The organism is Chitinophaga horti (genome assembly GCF_022867795.2).
In the GTDB taxonomy this organism is placed as follows: domain Bacteria; phylum Bacteroidota; class Bacteroidia; order Chitinophagales; family Chitinophagaceae; genus Chitinophaga; species Chitinophaga horti.
Genome location: NZ_CP107006.1, coordinates 5659726 through 5682662 on the forward strand (window position 1 = coordinate 5659726; position 22937 = coordinate 5682662).

At 49.0% G+C, this 22937-nt stretch carries 20 protein-coding genes; 8 read left to right on the forward strand and 12 right to left on the reverse strand.

What is annotated here, in order from left to right; genetic code table 11:
• Positions 1-5: 5 nt before the first annotated feature.
• The 6 genes from cysS to rlmD all read right to left on the reverse strand — a co-directional run bounded on the left by cysS (position 6) and on the right by rlmD (position 7361).
• On the reverse strand, positions 6-1502 hold the full coding sequence (gene cysS / locus MKQ68_RS22925) for a cysteine--tRNA ligase (RefSeq protein ID WP_264281102.1): 1497 nt from the start codon (positions 1500-1502) through the stop codon (positions 6-8).
• Positions 1503-1582: 80 nt separating this feature from the next.
• On the reverse strand, positions 1583-2716 hold the full coding sequence (locus tag MKQ68_RS22930) for an endonuclease/exonuclease/phosphatase family protein (protein ID WP_264281103.1): 1134 nt from the start codon (positions 2714-2716) through the stop codon (positions 1583-1585).
• Positions 2717-2853: 137 nt separating this feature from the next.
• Positions 2854-3963 carry an endonuclease/exonuclease/phosphatase family protein gene (locus tag MKQ68_RS22935; RefSeq protein ID WP_264281104.1) on the reverse strand — a complete coding sequence of 370 codons (1110 nt, stop codon included), beginning with the start codon at positions 3961-3963 and terminating at the stop codon, positions 2854-2856.
• A 75-nt stretch (positions 3964-4038) separates the two neighbouring features.
• Entirely contained in the window at positions 4039-4983 is a 945-nt protein-coding gene (locus MKQ68_RS22940; protein WP_264281105.1) for a rhomboid family intramembrane serine protease, read from the reverse strand.
• A gap of 115 nt (positions 4984-5098) precedes the next feature.
• On the reverse strand, positions 5099-5920 hold the full coding sequence (locus tag MKQ68_RS22945) for a rhomboid family intramembrane serine protease (protein WP_264281106.1): 822 nt from the start codon (positions 5918-5920) through the stop codon (positions 5099-5101).
• A gap of 31 nt (positions 5921-5951) precedes the next feature.
• Positions 5952-7361 (reverse strand): 23S rRNA (uracil(1939)-C(5))-methyltransferase RlmD, encoded by a 1410-nt coding sequence (gene rlmD, locus MKQ68_RS22950; RefSeq protein WP_264281107.1) that lies wholly within the window; start codon positions 7359-7361, stop codon positions 5952-5954.
• 56 nt (positions 7362-7417) lie between these two features.
• Here rlmD and MKQ68_RS22955 point away from each other — a divergent pair, with 56 nt between their 5' ends.
• The 4 genes from MKQ68_RS22955 (at position 7418) to MKQ68_RS22970 (ending at position 11400) form a co-directional block, all read left to right on the forward strand.
• Positions 7418-8836 carry a TlpA family protein disulfide reductase gene (locus MKQ68_RS22955; protein ID WP_264281108.1) on the forward strand — a complete coding sequence of 473 codons (1419 nt, stop codon included), beginning with the start codon at positions 7418-7420 and terminating at the stop codon, positions 8834-8836.
• Between the two features lie 132 nt (positions 8837-8968).
• Complete coding sequence (locus MKQ68_RS22960; protein WP_264281109.1) at positions 8969-9667, forward strand: porin family protein; 699 nt, start codon at positions 8969-8971, stop codon at positions 9665-9667.
• A gap of 72 nt (positions 9668-9739) precedes the next feature.
• On the forward strand, positions 9740-10354 hold the full coding sequence (locus MKQ68_RS22965) for a porin family protein (RefSeq protein WP_264281110.1): 615 nt from the start codon (positions 9740-9742) through the stop codon (positions 10352-10354).
• A 314-nt stretch (positions 10355-10668) separates the two neighbouring features.
• The gene (locus tag MKQ68_RS22970; protein WP_264281111.1) at positions 10669-11400 is read left to right on the forward strand and encodes a porin family protein; all 732 of its coding nucleotides are present in this window, start codon (positions 10669-10671) and stop codon (positions 11398-11400) included.
• Positions 11401-11575: 175 nt separating this feature from the next.
• On the opposite strand, the gene metF is transcribed toward MKQ68_RS22970, so the two are convergent.
• Positions 11576-12529, reverse strand: coding sequence for a methylenetetrahydrofolate reductase [NAD(P)H] (gene metF, locus MKQ68_RS22975; protein WP_264281112.1), 954 nt, complete (start codon positions 12527-12529; stop codon positions 11576-11578).
• A 112-nt stretch (positions 12530-12641) separates the two neighbouring features.
• Here metF and lptB point away from each other — a divergent pair, with 112 nt between their 5' ends.
• The 4 genes from lptB to MKQ68_RS22995 all read left to right on the forward strand — a co-directional run bounded on the left by lptB (position 12642) and on the right by MKQ68_RS22995 (position 16995).
• Positions 12642-13403, forward strand: a complete 762-nt coding sequence (gene lptB / locus MKQ68_RS22980; RefSeq protein ID WP_264281113.1) for an LPS export ABC transporter ATP-binding protein — start codon at positions 12642-12644, stop codon at positions 13401-13403.
• A 27-nt stretch (positions 13404-13430) separates the two neighbouring features.
• A complete protein-coding gene (locus tag MKQ68_RS22985) occupies positions 13431-14954 on the forward strand; it encodes a GH3 auxin-responsive promoter family protein (protein WP_264281114.1) in 1524 nt (507 codons plus the stop codon).
• A gap of 50 nt (positions 14955-15004) precedes the next feature.
• Positions 15005-15754, forward strand: coding sequence for a 3-oxoacyl-[acyl-carrier-protein] reductase (gene fabG, locus MKQ68_RS22990; protein WP_244836604.1), 750 nt, complete (start codon positions 15005-15007; stop codon positions 15752-15754).
• A 188-nt stretch (positions 15755-15942) separates the two neighbouring features.
• Positions 15943-16995, forward strand: a complete 1053-nt coding sequence (locus MKQ68_RS22995) for a nucleoid-associated protein (RefSeq protein ID WP_264281115.1) — start codon at positions 15943-15945, stop codon at positions 16993-16995.
• Positions 16996-16997: 2 nt separating this feature from the next.
• Here the strand turns inward: MKQ68_RS22995 and MKQ68_RS23000 are convergent, their stop codons facing one another.
• From MKQ68_RS23000 to MKQ68_RS23020, 5 genes are all read right to left on the reverse strand, one after another.
• Complete coding sequence (locus tag MKQ68_RS23000; RefSeq protein WP_264281116.1) at positions 16998-18512, reverse strand: rhomboid family intramembrane serine protease; 1515 nt, start codon at positions 18510-18512, stop codon at positions 16998-17000.
• A gap of 89 nt (positions 18513-18601) precedes the next feature.
• On the reverse strand, positions 18602-20263 hold the full coding sequence (locus tag MKQ68_RS23005) for a regulatory iron-sulfur-containing complex subunit RicT (RefSeq protein WP_264281117.1): 1662 nt from the start codon (positions 20261-20263) through the stop codon (positions 18602-18604).
• A gap of 146 nt (positions 20264-20409) precedes the next feature.
• A complete protein-coding gene (locus MKQ68_RS23010; RefSeq protein WP_264281118.1) occupies positions 20410-21546 on the reverse strand; it encodes a DNA polymerase III subunit in 1137 nt (378 codons plus the stop codon).
• A 67-nt stretch (positions 21547-21613) separates the two neighbouring features.
• Positions 21614-22150, reverse strand: coding sequence for a hypothetical protein (locus tag MKQ68_RS23015; RefSeq protein ID WP_264281119.1), 537 nt, complete (start codon positions 22148-22150; stop codon positions 21614-21616).
• Between the two features lie 214 nt (positions 22151-22364).
• Positions 22365-22826, reverse strand: coding sequence for a glutathione peroxidase (locus tag MKQ68_RS23020; protein WP_264281120.1), 462 nt, complete (start codon positions 22824-22826; stop codon positions 22365-22367).
• Positions 22827-22937 lie beyond the last annotated feature (111 nt).

Here is a 22937-nt window from a genome sequence, read left to right on the forward strand (position 1 = left end):
CTTGTTTATTCTACAGTATAACTAACGGTACCGTCTTTTTCGTCCTTCAGTTGAATGCCGAGGTCCAGCAGCTGATTGCGGATCTTATCGGAAGTTGCGTAGTCTTTACGCGCTTTCGCTTCTTTACGGATATCGATCAGCAGTTGTAACACTTCGCCCAGTTTGTTGCTGTCACCTGCCTGTACCGGCACAAGTCCGAGTATCTTGATCAGGTACGTTTCCCAGGTTTCTTTCAACAGGTTAAAGGTGGCTTCGCTGATCTCGCTCATTTTAATCTGACCATGACGCAACGAGTTGATCACCGGTGCCAGTTCGAACAGGTTGGCCATCACCTTGGCTGTGTTGAGGTCATCGTTCATGTACTCGGTACATTCCGCGCAAAGCGTTTGCACCTGTTTGTCCAACTCCTCGTTCAGTGCTCCGCCGTTAGCGGTGTAGCTTAGTTTCTGTAACGTTTCGTATGCATCCCACAGGCGCTGCAAGCCACGTTCCGCCGCCTGCAATGCCTCGTTGGAGAAGTCGAGCGTGCTGCGATAATGCGTTTGCAATACATAAAAACGGATGGTCATCGGGGCATAAGCTTTTTCCAGCAGCGGATGCGTGCCGGCAAACATTTCCGTGAGTTTGATCACGTTGTTATAGCTCTTACCCATTTTACGACCGTTGATCGTAATCATATTATTGTGCATCCAGTAACGCGCCATCAGCTCTCCGTGCGCCACTTCGCTCTGCGCGATCTCACACTCGTGGTGCGGGAACTGCAGGTCCATGCCACCACCATGAATATCGAACTGGGTGCCGAGGTACTTGCCGCTCATGGCCGAACATTCGATATGCCAGCCCGGGAAGCCGTAGCCCCATGGACTTGGCCAGCGCATCAGGTGTTCTGCCGGTGCGTTTTTCCAGAGGGCAAAGTCTACGTTGTTACGTTTTTCACTTTGGTTTTCCAGTTCGCGTACACTGGTTTCCAGCATATCTTCGAGCACACGGCCGCTCAGGATGCCGTATTTATAGTTTTCTGCGTATTTCTTCACATCAAAATACACCGAGCCATTTGCTTCATAAGCATATCCCTGCGAAATGATTTTCTGGATCATTTCGATCTGTTCGGTGATATGTCCCGTGGCGGTAGGTTCGATGCTAGGTTCCATACAGTTGAACTGCAACATGGCCCAATGGTAAAGATTGGTGTACTTCTGCACCAGTTCCATGGGTTCCAGTTTTTCCAGCAGGGCGCCTTTGGCAATTTTATCTTCGGCTGCACGGCCTTCTTCCTCGAAGTGGCCGGCATCGGTGATGTTGCGCACATAGCGTACTTTATAGCCTAGGTGTTGCAGGTAACGGAAAACTACGTCAAAGGTGATATAGGGGCGCGCGTGGCCCAGGTGCGACTCACCGGATACGGTAGGTCCGCAAACGTACATGCCTACGTGACCAGGGTACAGTGGCGTAAAAACTTCCTTCTGCCTCGTAAGCGAGTTGTGTATCTTAAATTCTGACATATTCAATTATCGTGGACCGAATTTCTACATTTTCGGGCGGATTGCAAATATAAGGAATGTTCTGCGCAGGGGGGCGGCGGTTAATTATCCGTTTCGCCCTGTACAGAAAGCTGGGTAATAACCGGGTAGTGATCGGACAGGCCGCTCTTGTCGATCCTTTTAAAGCTATGCACGTCGAACATTGGATCCACAAAAATATAATCGATCCGTAACGTGGGCGCCAGGCTGTTAAATGTACGGCCAATCCCGTTGCCCTTTACCAGGAACACGTCCTGCAGTTTGCCTTTCACTTTGAAATAGGTGTAAGAGGCCGGCGTGTCGTTAAAATCGCCGCAAACGATCACCGGGTGCGGACTTGCGCTAATAAAGCCAGCCACCAGTTCGGCCTGTTTGCTTCGCCTCACATAAGCCTCTCTCATTTTTTGTACAATGCCTTTGGCCGCTACCAGCCCCGTATCTTCCTGTTTCTTTATTTTCTCGATCGACTTATAATCTTCCCTGTTAAAGCGGTACGACTCCAGGTGCATATTCACTACACGAATGGTATCGCCTTCTCGCATGATATCTGCATAAATAAGGCTCTCACCCATAGGCCCCAGGTCCAGCTTTACTTTATCCGACTTAAGAATCGGGTATTTGGAAAAGATGATGGAGCCCCAGTGCTGCGAACCGTTACGGTTAAAGTCGCTGGAAAAGAAGCGGAACGGAAGGTGCATCGTGCGCGAAATATCTTCCCGGTTATTGAAGTCGCCCTTTTTCTCGGAAGTATAAAAGTCCTGCATACACAGGATGTCTACCTTCTCTTTTTTGATGAGGTCGAACATCGCCTTGCGGGTAGGTTCGCTGTTTTTATCGCGGTACAGGCCGAACTGCGCTACGTTGTAGCTCATCACCGTAAACGGTTTGACGGTACTATCTGCCACCGGTTGCGCGTGCCCCGGCCAGTTAAATGCCACGAACGAGGAAATGGACTTCCAGCCGATCAGCATTGCCACTATAGGCAGCAACGCATATTTAGGATGAAAGATGAGCCACAACACTGTGAACAGCACCATCACCAGGAACAGGAACGGAAACGCCAGGGAAAAGAATCCGATGGGCCAGAAGCGGGCGGGTGACACAAACGGGGCCAGGCATGATACTAAAAAGAAAATGACGGCTGTAATATTTACAGTCAGAAAGAAGCCTTTTGTGAATAATCGTAAGAATCTCAACGCCTAGTGTTTGGTGATCGCCGGGTATAAATTTAATGGAAAAAAGGAAAAAGGAAGGCGGAAATGGGGTGAAACGGGGCTGTGCGAGTGATGAAAAGTGTTGCTGCGGGCCGGTTTGCCCGCAGCAACAAATATTTTTAATCTCTCAGGTTAAGTGTAGCTGTAATGGGAAAGTGTTCGTAACGGAACCGGCGGTTAATGCGAAAATCTTTTACATGGATGCGTTTGTCGGGCAATATGTAATCGATACGCAGGGTAGGGGCCAGGCTGGCAAAGGTACGGCCAAAGCCGAAGCCACATTCCAGAAAGGCGTCCTTCATGTCGCCGCGTATAGTGCGATAGGTGTTGGAAACGGGAATGGCATTAAAGTCGCCGGTCACGATCACCGGGTACGGACTGCGGGCTACTTCCGAAGCGACAATATCCGCCTGCATGGCGCGTATGCGGAAGGTGGCCTTCATTTTTCCCGCTACACCACGACCCTGCTTCAGGTCACCGCTATTAACAGCGCCAAGGCTGGAGTAATCGCTTTGGTTAAACTGATACGACTTCAGGTGTGCATTAAGTATACGAACGGTATCCCCGCCGATCACCACATCTGCCCGGATCATATTTTCGGTTTCCGCACCACCTTGTAACGCGATCGTCTGCGCGCTTACGATGGGGTAGCGGGAGAAAAGAGCGGTACCAAAGTGCCAGGTATCCCAACGGGTAAAGTCTTTCGAAAAGTAATGATGCGGGTATTCTCCGCGGATGCGTACCGAGTCGAAATTGTGCAGCTTCGTCGGATCATCGTTACTGTAAAACTCCTGCATACACAGGATGTCGGGCCGCTCGTCCTGCAACATTTCATACATTTTGAGCCGCAGCGCCGGGTTGTCCTGGTAATCGCGCATGCCGAACATGCTACAGTTGAACGACATCACCGTAAAGTTCAGCTCACTGGGTGCCGGGCTGGAATGAAACGGGTGAAATGCCCAGCTTTGCAGAATGGCTTTCATGCTCAGCAGGATGGCGCCGAGCGAAATAAATATGTAATAGCGCTTTTTGCCTTTGTAAAACAGCCACAGTACAAGAAAACCGGCGCATAACGCCAGTAAAAAGGGGAATGCAAACCCGGCAAAACCTGCCGGCCAGAACTTGTTGGGGCGAATGTATTGAGCATACGCTGAAAATAAGAGGCCGGCGGCGAGGGCAACATTAACCCATAATAACAAACGCCGGATGATGGTCTTGAATAGATTCACGTTAAAAGAGGTTAGGGAGCACTAAAATAGCACTCCCTAACCAAATTATGTGTGAATTATTTATGTACGGAAAAATCAGGCTCCGCCCTCTGCATCACTCGCTCTCAGCAGTATTTCCCTTTCCTCTGCGGAAAGGGAGTCGAGACCGGATTGATTGATCTTATCAAGAATTTCGTCGAGGCGATGCTCTGGCACCTTGCCTACCCTGCGGAAAGGGGTGGTTTCCTTTTTTGCGTAGATGCTTCCGGGAATCTGGTCCGGATTGTAAACGCGTTGCTCGCTGGGGTGGAACATGTGGCTGATGCCGTGAACCGCTTTGTTAAAGCCTTCACCGATGTCTTTACCCCTTTTAAGTCTTGCTGCATACAGCCACCCGAAAAGAGCGCCACCCAACAGATAAGGGTAATGCGTCAAGTCAGCCCTGTCGGCAGCATGTGCGCCAATGCTGAGGGCAAAATAGATCATAAAAACGATCCAGAAAGGAATGCCGCCTAACAGCGTCGGAAGAATCCGGTACTTTGGTGCGATTATGACTGCGGCTACTGCCAGCGCCATTACACTGGCGTGCGCGCCCGCCATGTATGCGCCGGGACGAATGGCCATAAACGGCGGCAGCAGGTTCATGGCTGCCAGGTAAAATGCAATACCGGTAAGGCCGCCGAAAAGGTAAACCGGCAATATGCGACGGTGACCGGCCTGCTGTTGCAGCAAGGTGCCAAAGCCCCATAGCCAGATCATGTTACTAACAATATCGATCACGCGTAGGTGCACGAACATAGCCGAGAGCACGGTCCAGGGATGCGTAATAAATGTAGGAAGATGCGCCGGTACGCGGATATTGGCCAGAACATCCCGCGGGAATGCGTCTGGCGCCATATTTTCCATTTTATAAATGATGTCCGTAAACTGAACCAGGATAAATATAGCCAGGTTAACAACCAATAAATTGGTGACCATATTTTTTTCTTCCCCGAGGGAAAGCCGGGAAGTCTGTTCTCTTTCTACAGCGTGCATAGCCATAATGCTTTGTTTACAAATTTAAAGAATCCATCCTTTCAAAGTTTCAAAATCCGTGCCCTGCTTTCAAGATGGATCGATGAAAAAAAGCAGCTATGTTTAATGTTTTGTAACGGTGTTACTGCCGGCCCCGCCTGGTCCAGGCCCGTAATAACAGGAAGCTGAACAACACCCCACCGAGGTGGGCAAAGTGGGCTACGTTATCCCCGGGATTGTTTTGAACCGCCATTACAACCTCCATGATGATCATGAACGCGGCGGCGTATTTGAGTTTAACCGGGAAAAGGAAGTAAATGTACAGCAGCATGTTCGGAAACAGGTATGCGGCGCCGAACAGGATGCCATATACCGCACCGGAAGCGCCCACCATCGGGATGTTGCGGTATGCGGCCACCGCATCGGTTACGAAGAAGCGGCCGGTATCGATAGCGGTAACGTTGTTCGGATTGGCATGCAATGCCGCCAACAGGCCATCTATCCCTTTATTGGTAATGTAACCCAAATTGAACTTCCTTTCAAGGTCCAGCAGGTTTTCGTAAGTAGGATTGTTCAGGAACTGGTTGGCCATGATCGTCAACTGGTGGTTTTCCCAGGCGACTACACCCATATAACACAGTGCCGCACCAATGCCGCAAGCCATGTAAAATGTAAGGAAACGTTTAGGGCCTACATAATTCTCCAGGATGGAACCGAATATCCAGAGCGAAAACATGTTATTGAACAGGTGGCCGAAGCTGCCGTGCATAAATATATGCGTAACGATCTGGTGCGGTTTAAACAGGTCGGACCCTACATAGTGCAGGGCAAACATATGATCTATCCAAACCTGTATTTCTTTGGGCATGGTGATGGTCGCAAAGTAAATAAGGGCATTGATGATCATCAGGTTCTTGATAACCACCGGCAGTATAGAAAAGTTTCCGGGCCTGTAATCGTTCATGATTCGCTGGATTCGTTTGTTGTATTTAAAATTATCTTTTCTTCAGTAAAATCACGTTTTCGATGTGGTGCGTATGCGGAAACATATCTACGGGCTGCACTTTTTCCACGCTGTACATCACGTCCAGCAGGGCAAGGTCGCGGGCCTGGGTAGCCGGGTTGCAGCTCACATATACAATTTTGGGAGCGCCCACTTCCAGCAGTTTTTGCACCAGCTTTTCGTGCATTCCGGCCCTGGGCGGGTCGGTAATGATCACATCTGGCGCGCCGTGTTGTGCAAAGAAAGCATCGTCCACTATATCTATCACGTCACCGGCATAAAAAGTAGCGTTGGTCACGTTATTTTGTTCCGCATTGATGATCGCATCGTCAATCGCTTCTTTGATCAGCTCAATACCAATTACTTTCCGTGCCTGGCGGGAAACAAAGATGCCGATGCTGCCGGTGCCACAGTATAAGTCATACACTACTTCCGTGCCGGTTAAGCCGGCAAACTCGCGTGTAACCTGGTAGAGCCGCTCGCCCTGGTAGGTGTTGGTCTGGAAAAACGACTTCGGACCGATCTTGAAAACGAAGTCCTCCAGTTTTTCTTCTACATACCCTTTGCCGTAATACACCTTCGGCTCCAGGTCAAAAATGCTGTCGTTCTTCTTTGGATTGATGGTATACAACAGCGACGTAATGGCAGGCACTGCCTTTAAAAGATGGTCCAGCAGGGCGATGCGCGCTTCTTTATCCTCATGGAAAATAACCAGGTTGGCCATTACCTCGCCGGTGGTGCAAATGCGTAATACGAGGTTGCGCAACCAGCCGGTTTGCTGACGAATGTCGAAAAAGGACAGGTCGTTGGCAGCTGCGTAATCACGAATAGTATTCTTAATAAGATTCGCCGGCTCCGCCATCAGGTGGCATTGCTGGATGTCCAATACCTTATCGAACAGCTTGGGAATGTGGAACCCGATCGCGTTGCGGCGGGGAATTTCCTCGCCTGCGGCGGCGTCCATTTCGGCCTGGGTGAGATAGGCCTTGTTGGAAAACGTAAACTCCAGTTTGTTCCGGTAATGACTGGTGAGTTGACCGCCCATAATCGGGCTGATCTCCGGCAGGGCGATCTTACCAATACGGGTAAGATGATCTTCCACCTGCTGGTGTTTATGTTGCAGCTGCATGCTGTACGGCAACATCTGCCATTTACAGCCACCACATTCGCCAAAGTGCTGGCAGAACGGGGTGGTACGATCGGGCGACAGGCTATGGAAGCGAACGGCTTTACCTTCGGCCCAGTCCTTCTTGTTCTTACCAAGACGCACGTCTACCACATCGCCGGGCACCACGCCACCTTCAATGAATATTACTTTACCGTCTTTCCGGGCCAGGGCTTTACCTTCTGCGGCATAACCACTTACCGGGACGTTTTCCAGAATTACATTCTTTTTTCTCACGGGTGCAAAGGTAACAAGAAAACAAGTTCACCATTTTTCCTATTTTTACTATTCCTATGCAAAAACTACTACTTACCGCCATTAGCCTTTTCTGCTGCGCCGTACTGCACGCGCAGGGGTATGAGATCACCGTGAAAATGAAGGATTACAAGCAGGGTACGCTGTACCTGGGCCATTATATGGGTAAAAGTACCTATCTGATGGACTCTACCCAGATCGGCCCAAACGGTGTAGCAGTGCTCAAAGGAAAAGAAAAAACGCCCGGAGGCATTTATCTTGTAGTAATGCCCGGCCGCCAGCGCTACTTCGAAATGCTGCTTGATAAGCAACAAACGTTTTCCATGACCGTCGATACCGCCAACCTCATGACCGGTACCGTTTACATGGGTTCTCCCGATAACGACCTGTTCCTCTCTTACAATAAGTTCCTTTCGGCCATGGAGCCCGAAAACCGCGAGCTGCAGCGCTTATTGCAGCAAAAAACAAAGGCAGATACCGCGAAGGCAGTACCCTTACAGGCCGAGCTGTTTAAAAGGATCAATACTAAAAGAGAAGAAATTGTAACACAGCATCCTAAAGCGTTGCTCACTTCTATCTTTAAGCTGATGAAAGAACCGGAAGTACCGCAAACCCTGCCTAAAAAGGCTGACGGTACCGCGGATTCCACTTTCCCTTACCGATACTACAAAGCGCATTACTGGGACAATACCGACTTGGCCGACGGCCGACTGGTACGCACGCCCATCTATGAAGGCAAGCTGCAAAAGTACTTCTCGCAGTTAGTGGTACCCGAAGCCGACTCCGTAAATGCCGAAGCCGACCGCCTGTTAGCCAAGACCCGTGCCGATAAGGAGATGTTCAAGTTTACGCTCTGGTGGCTTACGAACACCTATGAAACGTCGCCATACATGGGCATGGACGCCGTGTTCGTGCATCTCGTTGAAAAATATTATGTACCTGGCGATGCCACCTGGCTGACCGAGGAGCAGAAGAACAAGATCATTGCCCGCGCATATACCATTGCACCTAACCTGATTGGGCAGCCCGCGCCACCATTGGTGATGGAAGACTCCACCGGCAAACCTGTTTCGTTATATAATGTAAAAGGCAAATACACCGTGCTGGTGTTTTGGGACCCCACCTGCAGCCATTGCAAAACAGAAATTCCCCGCATCGATTCTGCCTATAAAGCATTGTGGAAAAACCAGGGCATTGCAGTGATGGGCGTTAAAACAGAAGGCACCAAAGAAGAGTGGAGCGCCTTTATTCATAAGAATAAACTCACCGGCTGGGTACATGCTTTAGATGCGCAACAAAAAACAAACTACCGCCGCCTGTACGACGTATACAGTACGCCGGTAATATACCTCCTGGACGAAAAGAAAAAGATCATCGCGAAACGTTTGGGCGTGGAACAATTGATCGGTTTTCTACAACATCTGGACAAACAAACTACGAGTAACACCACTAGATAGCTTAACGCATAATCCTTCCTAATAAACTGATCTCTAGCTGATTGTAACACATTTGATGTGCTTTGGCACAGTCTTTGGCTTTATGTTAACATATCAAAACCAAAACAATCAAATCAGTTTAAATTTAAGGTTATGACAAAGAAAATTTTATGTTCCATTGCTGCTGTAGCATTCGCAGCAGGCGTGAATGCGCAGGTGAGAGTAGGCGTTAAAGGCGGTTTAAACCTTTCAAACATCACTGTAAATAATGACGGCGGAGTAGACAATAACAAAATGCTTCCTTCGTGGAACGCAGGTGTGATCGCAGACTTTCCACTGTCTGAAATCTTATCGATCCAACCAGGAGTATTCTATTCCACTAAAGGCTCTAAACTCGAAAGAGGTGATTCCGATGATGCAGACTATTTTAAATCAACCACCAATCCATCTTACATTGAGATTCCCGTAAACTTCGTAGGTAAGATACCGTTAGGTGAAGGCAGCAGCAACAAATTCTTTATTGGTGTTGGTCCTTACGCGGCTTTCGGTGTAGCAGGTAAAAACAAATATACACTCGGTACCGGCGCGCTGAGAGTAACTGGCGAAGACAATATCGAGTGGGATGACGATACCCCGTTCAACAACGACGACCCTAACCAGGGCTTCAACAAATACAAACGTTTCGACTGGGGTGGTAACATTATGGCCGGCCTCGAATTCGGTAACGTGCTCGTATCTGCGCAATATGGCCTGGGTTTTGCTAAGATCCTGTCCGGTGAAGATGACAGCAGGAACGACAAGAACAAACACAGGGTGCTGAGCTTCTCTGTAGGCTTTATGTTGGGCCGGTAATACAGATAGCGTCGAAAGCGCACTATGTAATTAAATACGCCTAATTTAAAACCAATTATAAACAACACGACCATGAAAAAAGTACTGTTATCAGCCGCGGCGCTGTTTATCGCAGGTCTCTCCTTTGGACAGGTGAAATACGGCATCGTAGTAGGTCCGAACTTTTCAAGTATGACATCTAAACTGGGTGGCGAAAAACACACCTCAGATCTTAAAGTGGGCGTAAGGGCCGGTTTCACCGCCGATATTCCGTTAGCCGACGATTTTTATGTTCAGCCAAGCCTCCTGTACGCTAACAAAGGCGGTAAAGAAGACGGCGAATTTTTTGGTCTCGACTATTCTTACAAAACAAACCTGCACTACCTGAACGTACCCGTTAACTTCCTCTTTAAACCAGAAGTGGGTACAGGTAATATGATCCTCGGCGTGGGTCCTTACTTCGCGTGGGCGCTGTCCGGTAAATCTGGCGACAACGATATCGAATTTGGATCAGACGAAATGGATCACGACCTGAAAAGGTTCGACTCCGGCGGTAACCTGCAGGTAGGTTACGAATTGAAAAATGGCCTGAACTTCGTACTGCACGCGGAAATGGGTTTCATCAACCTGGCTCCGGGCGGTGATAGCGACAACGCTGCCCGCACTAACTCCTTCGGTGTTTCCGTAGGTTACAAATTCGGCCGCTAATTCATTGATACATAACGGCATCGGATATATATCCAGCCGCGACATAAGCATTAAAAAAATAAATATTAATGCTGATGTCGTTGGCTGGATATTTTTTATGGAAAAAATCACCAACCTTTATATACCTAATTTGTTCGCTATCCTACCCCTAATGAGAAAACAGAGGCAGAGCTGAAATTAAAACCGGTCACCAAACTGATACCTACTAAACACCGACATCATGATCGAGCGCGGATAACAGCCGTTGCCCGGTGATTGCAGCAAACACCCCCAGGCGAAGAACATTTATCGAAGCACTTATAACAAGAGCACTTATGAAACAATTTTACGGCATCTCCCTTGCCTTTACGTTTCTTTTCAGCACTTGCGTAGTAGCCGTGAGCAAGGCCCAGGTTAGCGTTGGCGTTCAGGCGGGGTACTCTATTGCGGATCTGTCGTTCAACAATCAGAACCGTAGCGACTATAGCAATGTTGCTTCCTTCACAAAACCTGTGAATGGTGTACACGTCGATCTCCTTTTCAATTTTCCGCTGGCTCCCAACAACCTGTACCTCCAGTCCAGCCTGCGTTTTGTTACCAAAGGCACCACCTTCACACCCATGGCCCAGGCACAGCCCGACCTTACCGATACTTATATTACTTCTGGCACCCGTATGCGCTTAAGTTATCTTGAAGTGCCTGTGAACCTGGTGTATAAACAGCCAATCGGGATCGGCAGAGTGTTGGTAGGTGCTGGTCTTTACGGCGCTTATGGCCTCAATGGCCGGTACGAGTATAAAGTGAGCCGCAACGGAGCTACCGTTACCAAAGACTCCCGCGACGTTCAATTCTCCCGCTCGGCCAACGATAATCCATCTGTAATCCGTATTCTGCCCTGGGATGCGGGTTTTAATGGCTTGCTGGGATTAGAGTTCAACAACCACTTCATCGTTAGCGCTAATTACGCCAAGGGGGTGATAGACGTTGACCGTACCAAGGCCACCAATACTAAAAACTACTATGTGGGCCTGACACTAGGTTACCTGTTTAGCCGTGAAGATTACTAAGCTTTAATTTTTTGTCAGATTTTTTTTCCGGCTTGTAGGGGTATGTGCCGGGAGGGGCGTCTTTTAACTGAATCATCACAATAAGTTTCACAACTTTTAAGGTGTGACAGTTATAGGGAAAAATTAAAGCCATCGCGTATCTACGGATGGCTCTTTTCTTTTTATGCTGATAAGTTTATACGATCGCTTCCACCACCTGCTGAATTACCTTGGGTTTGCCCAGCGTGTAATAGTGCAGTACGGGAATACCCGCCTTCTTTAATTCCTTCGACTGCTGGATGAGCCACTCTGTACCCACCGCTTCCACTTCTTTATCCGTTTTGCATTTCAGTATCTCGTTAGAGAACTCCGTAGGAATGTCCACATGGAAAATGCGCGGCAGCACCGACAATTGTTTTTTAGACGTCAGCGGCTTCAGGCCTGGGATAATCGGCACTTTGATGCCTGCCTCGCGGCATTTCTTTACAAAGTCGAAGAACTTCTGGTTATCGAAAAACATTTGCGTAACGATATAATCGGCGCCTGCTTCCACTTTGCGGATGAGATGCTCGAGGTCGTTTTGCATATTGGGTGCTTCGAAGTGTTTTTCCGGGTAACCGGCCACACCGATGCAGAATTTAGTTTTCACACCTTCTACCAGGTCTTCTTCCAGGTAGATGCCGTTGTTCATACCGGTCACCTGTTGTAACAGGTCGATGGCGTAGCGGTGGCCGTTAGGGTGCGGCTCGAAGAAAGTTTCATTCTTGGGCGCATCGCCACGAAGTACCAGCACGTTATCGATACCCAGGAAAGCCAGGTCGATCAAGGCATTTTCGGTTTCCTCCTTGCTAAAGCCGCCGCAAATCAGGTGCGGCACCGCATCGACATTATAATGGTTCATGATGGCGGCACAAATACCCACGGTTCCCGGGCGTTTACGGATCTCCACTTTTTCGAAAGAGCCATCTGCCCTTTTCTTGAACATATGCTCGCTGCGATGATAAGTAACATTAATGAAAGCTGGCTTAAAGGCCATCAGCGGGTCCAGGTGATCATAAATAGACTCGATGCTCTTTCCTTTTAATGGGGGAAGAATTTCGAAGGAGATCAACGTATCCTTTGCCTGCGCTATATGTTCGGTAACTTTCATATGTTGAGTAGCCGCTTTTTAGCAGCAGGGCAAAAATAATATATCGGTACATAATTAGCTAATAAAGGCTTTTCGAGTACTATTTTCTTATTTTTGCGAAGTTTGCATATATATGTCACTGAGAATACATACCCAACAACTGGTTAAACGCTACGGGGCCCGCACGGTGGTAAACCATGTATCCGTAGAAGTGAGTCAGGGCGAAATCGTAGGACTACTCGGCCCGAACGGTGCCGGTAAAACTACCTCATTCTATATGGTGGTAGGCCTTATCAAGCCGGATGAGGGAGAAGTGTTCCTCGAGGATGTGAATATTACCAAACTGCCCATGTACAAACGCGCCCAGATGGGAATCGGTTACCTGCCGCAGGAAGCTTCCATCTTCCGTAAACTGAGCGTGGAAGACAATATTTCTGCTGTGCTGGAAATGACCGAACTATCCAGGTCGCAGCAAAAGGCTAAACTGGAAGAGCTGCTGTCGGAGTTCCGCCTCACCCACGTGCGTAAAAGCCCCGGTGATGTATTGAGTGGTGGCGAGCGTCGCCGTACGGAAATAGCCCGTGCGCTGGCAGTAGATCCCAAGTTTATTCTGCTGGATGAGCCCTTCGCAGGTATTGACCCAATCGCCGTAGAAGACATCCAGTCCATCGTAGCAAGGCTTAAGTACAAAAATATCGGTATCCTGATTACGGACCACAACGTACAGGAAACCCTTTCCATCACAGACAGAGCATACCTATTGTTTGAAGGTAAAATCCTGAAGGCAGGCTCCGCGGAAGAGTTAGCGGAGGATGAACAGGTTAGAAAAGTGTATCTTGGCCAGAATTTCGTGCTGAGAAGAAAGAATTACCTGGACGAGGCAGCCAGACAATAAAAAGATTTCACCCTAGGATAAACCTTTATGAAGATTTTAAGTCCCGCAATATCACAATTGGCTAGGTTGCGTATGGGCCGCATCGAGTATTTTATGCAATACCCGCTGCAGGTACAGCAGCAGGTGTTCCAAAACCTGCTCAGCGCTGCGCAATACACCGAGTTTGGTAAACAATACGGGTTCTCCAATATTTTTAAAATAGAAGAATACAAGGCTCGTGTGCCTGTACAGAACTACGATTCCATCAAATCGTACATCCAGCGTATGATGGAAGGGGAGCAGAATGTACTGTGGAACACGCCTATCAAGTGGTTCGCCAAGTCGAGCGGCACTACGTCCGACAAAAGTAAGTTCATTCCCATTTCGGTAGAAAGCCTCGACGAGTGCCACTACCGCGCGGGGAGAGACATGTTCTCTTTGTACTATAACAACTTTCCGGAATCGGAACTGCTTACGGGTAAATCGCTGGCCATCGGCGGCAGCCACCAGGTGAATAAATTATCGCCGGATGGTGACAGCTACTACGGCGACCTTAGCGCGGTGATGTTACAGAACATGCCGTTTTACGGCAACCTGGTGCGTACGCCCGACCTTTCCATCGCCCTGATGGATGAGTGGGAAGAGAAGATCGAACGCATGGCGCAGGCGGTGATCCACGAAAACGTAACGTCTATTGTGGGCGTTCCTACCTGGACCATCGTACTCATCAAACGCATCTTCGAACTAACGGGTACCGATAACCTGGCGGATGTATGGCCGAACCTTGAGTTGTATGGCCACGGCGGTGTAAGCTTTACTCCCTACCGCGAACAGTTTAAAAAGTTGATCCGCAAGCCCGACATGCAATACCAGGAATCTTACAACGCCTCCGAAGGCTTCTTTGCGTCGCAGGACGTGATGGGCGAGGAGGGCATGCTGTTGTTCCTGAACCATGGCATCTTTTACGAGTTTATGCCGATGGAAGAGTATGGCAAAGAGTTTCCGCGTACGTTGCAGCTGAATGAAGTAGAGCTGAATAAAAACTACGCCCTCATCATCAGCACAAATGGTGGTTTATGGCGTTACCTGGTGGGCGATACCATCCAGTTTGTATCGCTGGCGCCTTATCGTATACGCGTAAGCGGTCGTACGAAGTCGTTCATTAACGCCTTTGGTGAAGAACTGATCGTCGACAATTCCGACAAAGCCATTGCTGCTGCCTGTGAAGCTACCGGCGCCGTGGTAAACGATTATACAGCAGCACCCATCTACTTCAGCGATAGCGGAAGCGGCGGCCACGAGTGGCTGATCGAGTTTGAAAAGGAGCCGGACAGCCGGGAGAAATTTGTAACCGTGCTGGACGAAACACTGAAAAAGATCAATTCCGATTATGAGGCCAAACGCCATAAAGATATGGCCCTGCGCCTGCCGCTGGTGCACGTTGTGCCCAACAATACCTTCTGCGAATGGCTGAAGAGCAAGGGCAAGCTGGGCGGGCAACACAAAGTACCACGCCTTAACAATGAACGCCACCTGTTAGAAGAGATACTGGCGTTCATGAAAAAATCATAACCATCTTCTTTTTCCTATTTTTTGACCAATTGTTAAACTGACAACAAACAATGAAATTACTTGAAAACAAAGTGGCAATAGTTACCGGTGCGAGCAGGGGAATTGGTGAGGCTGTTGCACTGCTGTTCGCTGAACATGGCGCAAACGTGGCTTTTACTTATGTAAGCTCCGACGAAAAAGCCAAAGCGCTCGAAGCAAAACTGATCGCGAAAGGTGTAAAAGCCAAAGCATATAAAAGCAACGCAGGCGTATTTGCCGAATGCGAAGCGCTGGTTAACGACGTAGTAAAGGAATTTGGTACGGTTGATATTTGTGTGAACAACGCCGGCATTTCTAAAGACAACCTGTTGCTGCGCCTTAGCGAAGACCAGTGGGATGAGGTGATGGATATTAACCTCAAGAGCGTTTACAACATGACCAAACTGGTAATTCGCCCGATGATGAAAGCGCGTAGCGGCTCCATTATCAACATGAGCTCCATCATTGGCGTGAAAGGTAACGCGGGACAGAGCAGCTATGCCGCGTCTAAAGCCGGTGTAATCGGGTTTACCAAATCCATCGCCGCCGAAGTGGGCAGCCGCAACATTCGTGTCAATGCAGTAGCGCCCGGCTTCGTAGAAACAGATATGACCAATTACCTGAAAGATGGCGATGCCGCAAAAGCGTACATCGATAAAATTCCTTTGGGTCGTTTCGGTAAAACCGAAGACATTGCCAACGCCTGCCTGTATCTGGCCTGCGACCTGGGTTCGTATGTTACCGGTCAAACGCTGAGCGTGTGTGGTGGTTTAAGCATGTAATCATTTATATTGATAATAAGAAAGGGCAGCCCGGTTACACGGCTGCCCTTTTTTGATGAATAGAAAAAGAAAAGTGGAAGAGTGCGACGCAACGGCGGCCTGACAGTAGCCACTGCGCCGGCCTCACAGTTTAAAATTTTTTCCTCCGCGCTTATTTGTGTTATTTCGCGTGGCAATTTTTACGGCATATGATTAACGTTCAGCAAATCCAGGACCTCGAAAGGTTTATTATCCATAAAGTGGGCAACTCGTCGCAGGACGAGCCGCTGCTGCTTTCGCAACAACCGTTTGAATTACAGGACGAAACGGTGGCCAACCTGCTGCTGACCTATTTTATTCAGCCATTTACCAACAATGGCGAGTACTTTCGGTTCACCCACGAGGCAGAGCTGGAACTGAACGAGATTTATAAATATTGCAGTAATATTTTTGCGGACAAGGACAGTTTTACTGACCAGTCCGTAAACATTGCCAAACACCTGTATAAACACAGCACGCACCCCAAGATCAAGGCGGGCGAGCTGTACATCGTATACTTTTCCAAATGCCTGGTGGATGGTGAAGAAGTAGAAGCGGTAGGCATTTTTAAGTCGGAGAACAAAGACAAGTACCTTAAAGTGTTCCTGAACAGCGACAATTACGAGGTGAACTATGACGACGGCATCAACATCAGCAAGCTGGATAAGGGCTGCCTCATTTACAATATGGAAAAGGAGGAAGGCTATAAAGTGAGTGTGATCGATAGCCGCAACAAAGAAAACGAAGCGGTGTACTGGAAGGACGCCTTTTTACAAGTTGTGCGCCGCGAGGACAACTACCACCAGACCGAAACCATGGTGAACCTCTGTAAACAGTTCGTAGAGCAGCGCCTGCCGGAAGAATACGAGATGAACCGCGCCGATCAGATCGACCTGCTGAACCGTACTGCCACTTATTTTAAAGAGAAGGAACAGTTTCAACTGGAAGAATTTGCCACCGAAGTGCTTGGCAACCAGGATGCTATAGAATCATTTAAAGAATACCGCGAACATTACCAGCAAGAGTATCGCCTGGATGTACCCGACGAATTCGATATTTCGGGCCCCGCCATGAAAAAACAACAGCGTGTATTCAAAAGCGTATTGAAGCTGGACCGCAACTTTCACGTGTATATACACGGAAACCGCGAACTGATAGAACGCGGTTTCGATGAGGCCAGTAATATGCAATATTACAAGCTATTTTTTGAAGAGGAAAAGTAGTGTTAGTGCACGCCCCAGCCCATTCTTGTCAGTTTTATTTTTTCGGACTCCAGCTCTTCCCATAACTGGTCGATGCGGGCATTGTAGTGATAGCTGCCTTCCTTTACGCGGAGGTACTGTACCTCGTAGTACTGCTTATACAGGCCATAGTACTCCTTGAGCGCGGTGTTGAGCCGCCTTGCACCCGGCGATAATGTGCTGGCACGCATTTCTTCCAGCAGGGCCAGGTTTTGGTCGAAGTAATAGATGCCAAAGTTTTTGAGCTTGTTAGCCACGTCGTCACTGCCATAAATAGAGCGGCCGTTGCCATACAACGTGTAGTCGGACACGGTAGAAGCCATGGCCTCGTTACTTTCCAGGCGAACGATATTGTCTTTGTATTTATCGGCGCCAAACTTCATACTAAAGAAGAAAACGATGCCGAGAAAGGCCACTACACCGGCGGAAGTGGTGAACGCCCACTTCTTAAGCCATCCCTTTTTATCCTGCGCAACTGCATAATAGTAGCAGCGGGTCAACACAAATCCGAAAATCAAACCGCCGTAATGCGCGCCATGGTCGATGCCGCTGCCTGTAATGAACGACAGCAGGTTGTCTGCCACAACAGTAATCAGGATGCTGATGAGCAGCGATTGCCGTTCCACCGGTTCTATCAGGTTTTTGATGCTGAGCATGGCGAGCAGTACGCCAATGAGTCCGTAAATAGCGCCGGATGCGCCTACGGAAGGCAGCAGATCGTTCCACCAGATGCTCGTCGTCGATGCTGCAAATCCACAAATGAGATACGCGGCCAGGAAGCGCCAGGAGCCGATAATCCTTTCAAGATAAACGCCCAATACCATGAGGATGTACATGTTGAAGAAGATATGCGTGATCGACGCGTGCATAAACACCGCGGAAAAGAGCCGCCAGGGCTGGTCGCCGAGCGTCATGAGTTTATAGTCGGCACCAAACTGTACTAATACCTGCGGGTGCACCCATAGGAACGAGTTGCCGGTAAACACCATGGTGAGCCCCAACATAAAGTAGATGAGTACGTTGAGTGTGATGAGGATGGGTGTTACCTGGTAGCCGGGTACGGGTTTAAAAACAGAGAAGAATCCCTCGACAATGCGCTCGCGTGAGGCGGTAATGTGCATCTGTTCCTGCTTTTCGCGTGTTTGGCCCCGGCGGGCTTCAAACTCCTGTTGCAGCTGTTCGGGCGGCTTGTTCTCCGCGATCGATGCGATAGTTTCTGTCAGGCGGCGCAGGTTTTTCCGGTTCTTAAAGAAGTCAATGATCTGCATACCCATACTGGTGCTCGAAAACTCGGCTTCGTAGTCGGAAACGTTCACTACTACACGGTCATGAAACGAAAGAAAAGAGAAAGGCGTAATGGCAGTAATGCTGTTTGCCTCCACGTTACTGATATCCCAGCCAAGTAATTCCATCGCCATCCAGGTGAGGGCAAGATACTGGTCGGGGGTGTACTGGTCCAGGTAAACATTGGATTGCGCCCTGGGAGGAAAGCCAATCATAGGAGTAGGTTCGGGTTTAGGAGAAAAGGTTAAAAAAAAAGCAGCGTAGTTGTTACTACGCTGCTGCAAATATATTGCTATTTATTGTTTCATGAAGGATTCTCAGGTTGAGGGCCTTGCGGACGATTGTCCGGGCGCGGCTTCTGCTGATTATCAGGCTTTGGCGGCCTTTGCCCTTCTGGGCGTGGCGGGCGGTCCGGCCTCGGTTTCTGCTGCTGTCCCTCAAGGCGTGGCTTCTGCTGACCTTCAGGTCTTGGCGGCCTGTTCTCCTGCTTCTGACCTTCGGGGCGCGGCGGACGTTCCTGTTTAGGCTTTTGCTGCTGGCCTTCCGGTCTTGGCTTCTGCTGGTTATCAGGTCTTGGCGGCCTGTTTTCCTGCTTCTGCCCGTCGGGGCGTGGCGGCCTTTCCTGTTTAGGCTTCTGCTGCTGACCTTCTGGTCTTGGTTTTTGCTGGTTTTCAGGTCTTGGTGGCCTGTTTTCCTGTTTCTGTCCTTCGGGGCGTGGCGGCCTTTCCTGTTTAGGTTTCTGCTGCTGGCCTTCCGGTCTTGGTTTCTGCTGGCCCTGCTGAGGTTGTTGAGGACCTCTGCCTCCTTTATTGTCTTTACCCTGCTGTTGCTGCTGTTTGTCCTTGTTTTTCTGCTTCCTTTTCTGGGAGGCTTTTTCAAGAGAGCGGAGGCTGATCTGGCCCACCACGTCCACAAACCCAAGGTCTGCTTCTTTGGATGGTTTGCCACTTACAACTTCTACTGCTTTCAGCTCTTCCGGTTTGATGCCCTGCTTGTTCAGCTGGCGAATCTCTTTTACGCGGGAGATGGTGAGCGGGTATTGTTTATTACTGTTTCCGTAAGAATACCACATGAGGTTCTTGAAGATGTCGCGTTTCTGCAGTGATGCAGTACCGCCCGACGTTTCGATCACGTCGGCGTCTTCAGGGAAATCTTTGAGGGCATCCAGGTACGTATCCAACTCGTAGTTGAGGCAGCATTTGAGTCGACCGCACTGGCCGCTCAGCTTTGCCTGGTTAATCGAAAGGTTTTGGTAACGGGCAGCGGTGGTGTTAACCGATTTGAAATCTGACAGCCAGGTAGAGCAGCAAAGCTCACGTCCGCAACTACCAATACCGCCTACTTTGCCGGCTTCCTGGCGGGCACCGATCTGGCGCATTTCCACCTTTACCCGGAACTCGGAAGCGAATATTTTGATGAGCTCGCGGAAATCCACGCGGTCATCAGCAGTATAGAAGAACGTAGCTTTCCGGCCATCAGCCTGAATTTCTACTTCGGTAAGTTTCATTTCCAGACCAAGGTTGCGGGCGAGGGCGCGGGATTTGACCAGTGCTTCCTTTTCGCGGGCCTTGTTGTCTTTCATGCGGTTCAGATCGTCATTAGTGGCGCGGCGGAGTAACTTTTTTACTTCGGGCGTATCGTCCACACGGCGTTTTTTCATTTGCAGCTTTACGAGTTCGCCGGTAACGCTTACCATGCCAACGTCAAAGCCGCTTACGCCTTCCACAGCTACCATATCTCCTTTATCAAAGAGCTGCTTGGTAACATTGCGGAAAAAATCTTTACGACTACCGTTATTGAAACTTACTTCTATTATGTCAAATGGTGCTAAACTATCACCCAAGGGTATATTCGCCAGCCAGTCAAACACATTAAGGCGGTTACATCCGCCTGTATCGCATCCTCCGTTACTCTTACACCCTGACGGCTTCCCTTCCGCACCTGTACCACATCCGGCACAAGCCATATTATATCAATTTAAAATTTACAAATAAAACAAATCCAGTCTAAAGCCAACGTCTTTTAAAAATACATATTTAGTTTGAGTAAACAAAAAGCGCAGGCGTTAACAACAAAGGTAAGTGTTATGGCTTACATAACAACGGCCTGGCCTTACACAGGCAGCGGCCGGTTACGGAAGATGTACTGCAGTTTTATCGACAGCGCGTGAAAGAGCATTTTACCATTTGCATTTCGTTCGATGTGATAGCAGGCGTTGTCCAACTCCTCTACAATACGCTGCATCTGCTCGAGGTTAGCCAGCTTTTGCAGTTTAGCGGCAAAATCCATCTCTTCGGTAGAAAACGCGAGTTGACTGCGATCCATGAACTGCAAACGCACGGTGTGCTCCAGCAGGTTGATGAAGTAACGCAGGAACTGCTTTTGATTTTCGCGGCCCATCTTAGCGTTGGATACATGCTCTACCCACTCCTGTAATGCCACCCGGTTTTGAGTGAAGATGTAGTTGAGCCAGTTACGCAACAGTTCGTGATAGTCGTTTTCGGCATGCTGCAACAGGTGCAACGCCTCCCGGTAGTTTCCTGAGGATATAGTGGCAATCTGGCGGGCTTTCGCTTCCGGCACATTGTTACGGCTCACAAGTGCTTTAACAACTGCGTCTTTTGGCAACGGGTTGATTTTGACGAGCTGGGTGCGGGAGAGAATAGTCGCCAGTATCTGCTCCTGGTTTTCGGCGGCCAGGATGAAAATAGTATTGGCCGGCGGCTCTTCGATGAGCTTCAGCAACCGGTTGCCTTCGTTGCCCAGGTATTCGGGCATCCACATCATCAATATTTTATACTCGCTTTCAAAGCTTTTAAGGCTCAGTTTACGGATGATGTCCTGGCATTCGTGGGTGGTAATGTTGCCCTGTTTATTTTCCGCGCCGATGAATTGTAACCAGTCGTAAGCATTTCCGTACGGCTGTTGCGACAGGAATTCACGCCACTCGGCGATGTAATCGGTACTAATCGGTTTATCGCCCGATTTGCGTGGGATTACCGGGTAGGAGTAATGAATGTCCGGGTGAATATATTGAGATGCCTTTATGCAGGCCGCGCAGCGACCACAGGAGTCGTGCTGCTGGCGGTCTTCGCAAACGAGGTACTGTGTAAAAGCAAGTGCCATGAAGAGGCCGCCTGCACCCTCGGGTGCCAGGAAGATCATTGCGTGACTCAGCCGGTTATTTTCCACGGCCTGCACCAGATGATCGCGTACTTCTTCCTGTGCTATGATATCTGAAAAAAACATGTGCGATGGATTCGGGCGTGAAAATAGCACATATTATTTAATCACCGGGATGGCGGGCAGCTACGTTTTACTTCAACGACTGGAAGCAAAGTTTGCGAAAGTACCCGCTGGCGGTCAGCTGCGGCGACCTGGTTTCTACGTAATATTTGCCCGTTACAGTACGGTTCACCGGGTCCACGGACGTAATTTCAATCATCGCGCTATCTGTAATGGCAAAATGGTAAGCATCGCTGCGCCCTAGTCCCACTAAAATGCGACCGGTGGTGTCGGTGCCACGGCTCGAGTAAGTGTATTTGCCAACCGGGATGCTATCGTTCTGAAGATCGCCGTAAGTGATGTAGCGACCGCTTTTGATGTTAGCGATCACCTTGATCGAGTCGGTGACACCTTCGAGGCTGAGTAGTTTGTAGCTGCCCTCTACATTCGTGATCCTGATCATGGTAGAGCTTACCAATTTTAGTTGGCGCGGTTGATTGGCAATGGTAAGACCGAGTTCTGTTTCGGTGCAGTTGGATCCCATGCTGTCGTCAGCGGCACATGAGTAGATAAAACAGGTGAAGATGCCTGCTAAGATAGCAGGTAAGGGACGTAAAAGTGTATTCATTCGGCGTTACTGTTTCCTGGAAATGGAAAGAGGCTGTCTCAAAAGTAATTTACGCCCGTTTTTATTCGGGCACTTGATGGAGTGATTTTTCGTTTACGCGATCCTTATGACCATCCAACTACTTTTGATACAGCCCCGACGTATTAATTATATTTCTTTTCGATGGCGGCGGTCACTTCCGGTGCCAGCGGTAATGTTTTTGGCGGAAAAACGGCTACAAGGTTGCCTTTTTCATCCAGCAGGTACTTCTGGAAGTTCCAGGTAACTTCTTCCGGCGTGAAATGTTTGGCCTTGCCTTCTGCGAGCAGCCACTTGTACAGCGGGTGAATGTCGTCTCCTTTACAGATATCTTGGCAGACATTGGGAAGGTTACGCTATAGTTGCTGGTGCAGAATTGTTGAATTTCCTGGTTGGTACCCGGCTCCTGTCCATTGAAGTTGTTAGCCGGAAAGCCAACAATTACCAACTGGCCTTTGTACTTTTGGTACAGGGCCTCCAGGCCTTCATACTGAGGCGTCAGCCCACATTTGGAGGCAGTATTGACGATCAGGATCTTTTTGCCCTTGTAATCAGAGAAGTTGATTTTCTTTTTGCCATCGAGCCCGTCCACCTTGAAATCGTAGATTCCCTTAGGCGCAACGAACACGAGTGCTGACAGTAACATCAGTTTAAACATATGCTGCGGCTTTTAATTGATTAGTATAAAGTTAGGTATCCTACTCCAATATCGAATGATAATGAATTGTTAATAGGATGACGAAGCAAATGCTTCATTATGAACGAGGTA

Excerpts from the sequence above, each read along its gene's own strand:
- cysS (WP_264281102.1), bottom strand. The coding sequence starts at position 1,502 with ATGTCAGAATTTAAGATACACAACTCGCTTACGAGGCAGAAGGAAGTT.
- MKQ68_RS22955 (WP_264281108.1), top strand. The coding sequence starts at position 7,418 with ATGCAAAAACTACTACTTACCGCCATTAGCCTTTTCTGCTGCGCCGTA.
- MKQ68_RS23020 (WP_264281120.1), bottom strand. The coding sequence starts at position 22,826 with ATGTTTAAACTGATGTTACTGTCAGCACTCGTGTTCGTTGCGCCTAAG.
- fabG (WP_244836604.1), top strand. The coding sequence starts at position 15,005 with ATGAAATTACTTGAAAACAAAGTGGCAATAGTTACCGGTGCGAGCAGG.
- MKQ68_RS22985 (WP_264281114.1), top strand. The coding sequence starts at position 13,431 with ATGAAGATTTTAAGTCCCGCAATATCACAATTGGCTAGGTTGCGTATG.
- lptB (WP_264281113.1), top strand. The coding sequence starts at position 12,642 with ATGTCACTGAGAATACATACCCAACAACTGGTTAAACGCTACGGGGCC.
- MKQ68_RS22995 (WP_264281115.1), top strand. The coding sequence starts at position 15,943 with ATGATTAACGTTCAGCAAATCCAGGACCTCGAAAGGTTTATTATCCAT.
- MKQ68_RS23000 (WP_264281116.1), bottom strand. The coding sequence starts at position 18,512 with ATGATTGGCTTTCCTCCCAGGGCGCAATCCAATGTTTACCTGGACCAG.
- MKQ68_RS23010 (WP_264281118.1), bottom strand. The coding sequence starts at position 21,546 with ATGTTTTTTTCAGATATCATAGCACAGGAAGAAGTACGCGATCATCTG.
- MKQ68_RS22940 (WP_264281105.1), bottom strand. The coding sequence starts at position 4,983 with ATGGCTATGCACGCTGTAGAAAGAGAACAGACTTCCCGGCTTTCCCTC.
- MKQ68_RS22970 (WP_264281111.1), top strand. The coding sequence starts at position 10,669 with ATGAAACAATTTTACGGCATCTCCCTTGCCTTTACGTTTCTTTTCAGC.
- MKQ68_RS23015 (WP_264281119.1), bottom strand. The coding sequence starts at position 22,150 with ATGAATACACTTTTACGTCCCTTACCTGCTATCTTAGCAGGCATCTTC.
- metF (WP_264281112.1), bottom strand. The coding sequence starts at position 12,529 with ATGAAAGTTACCGAACATATAGCGCAGGCAAAGGATACGTTGATCTCC.
- MKQ68_RS22945 (WP_264281106.1), bottom strand. The coding sequence starts at position 5,920 with ATGAACGATTACAGGCCCGGAAACTTTTCTATACTGCCGGTGGTTATC.
- MKQ68_RS22960 (WP_264281109.1), top strand. The coding sequence starts at position 8,969 with ATGACAAAGAAAATTTTATGTTCCATTGCTGCTGTAGCATTCGCAGCA.
- MKQ68_RS22965 (WP_264281110.1), top strand. The coding sequence starts at position 9,740 with ATGAAAAAAGTACTGTTATCAGCCGCGGCGCTGTTTATCGCAGGTCTC.
- MKQ68_RS23005 (WP_264281117.1), bottom strand. The coding sequence starts at position 20,263 with ATGGCTTGTGCCGGATGTGGTACAGGTGCGGAAGGGAAGCCGTCAGGG.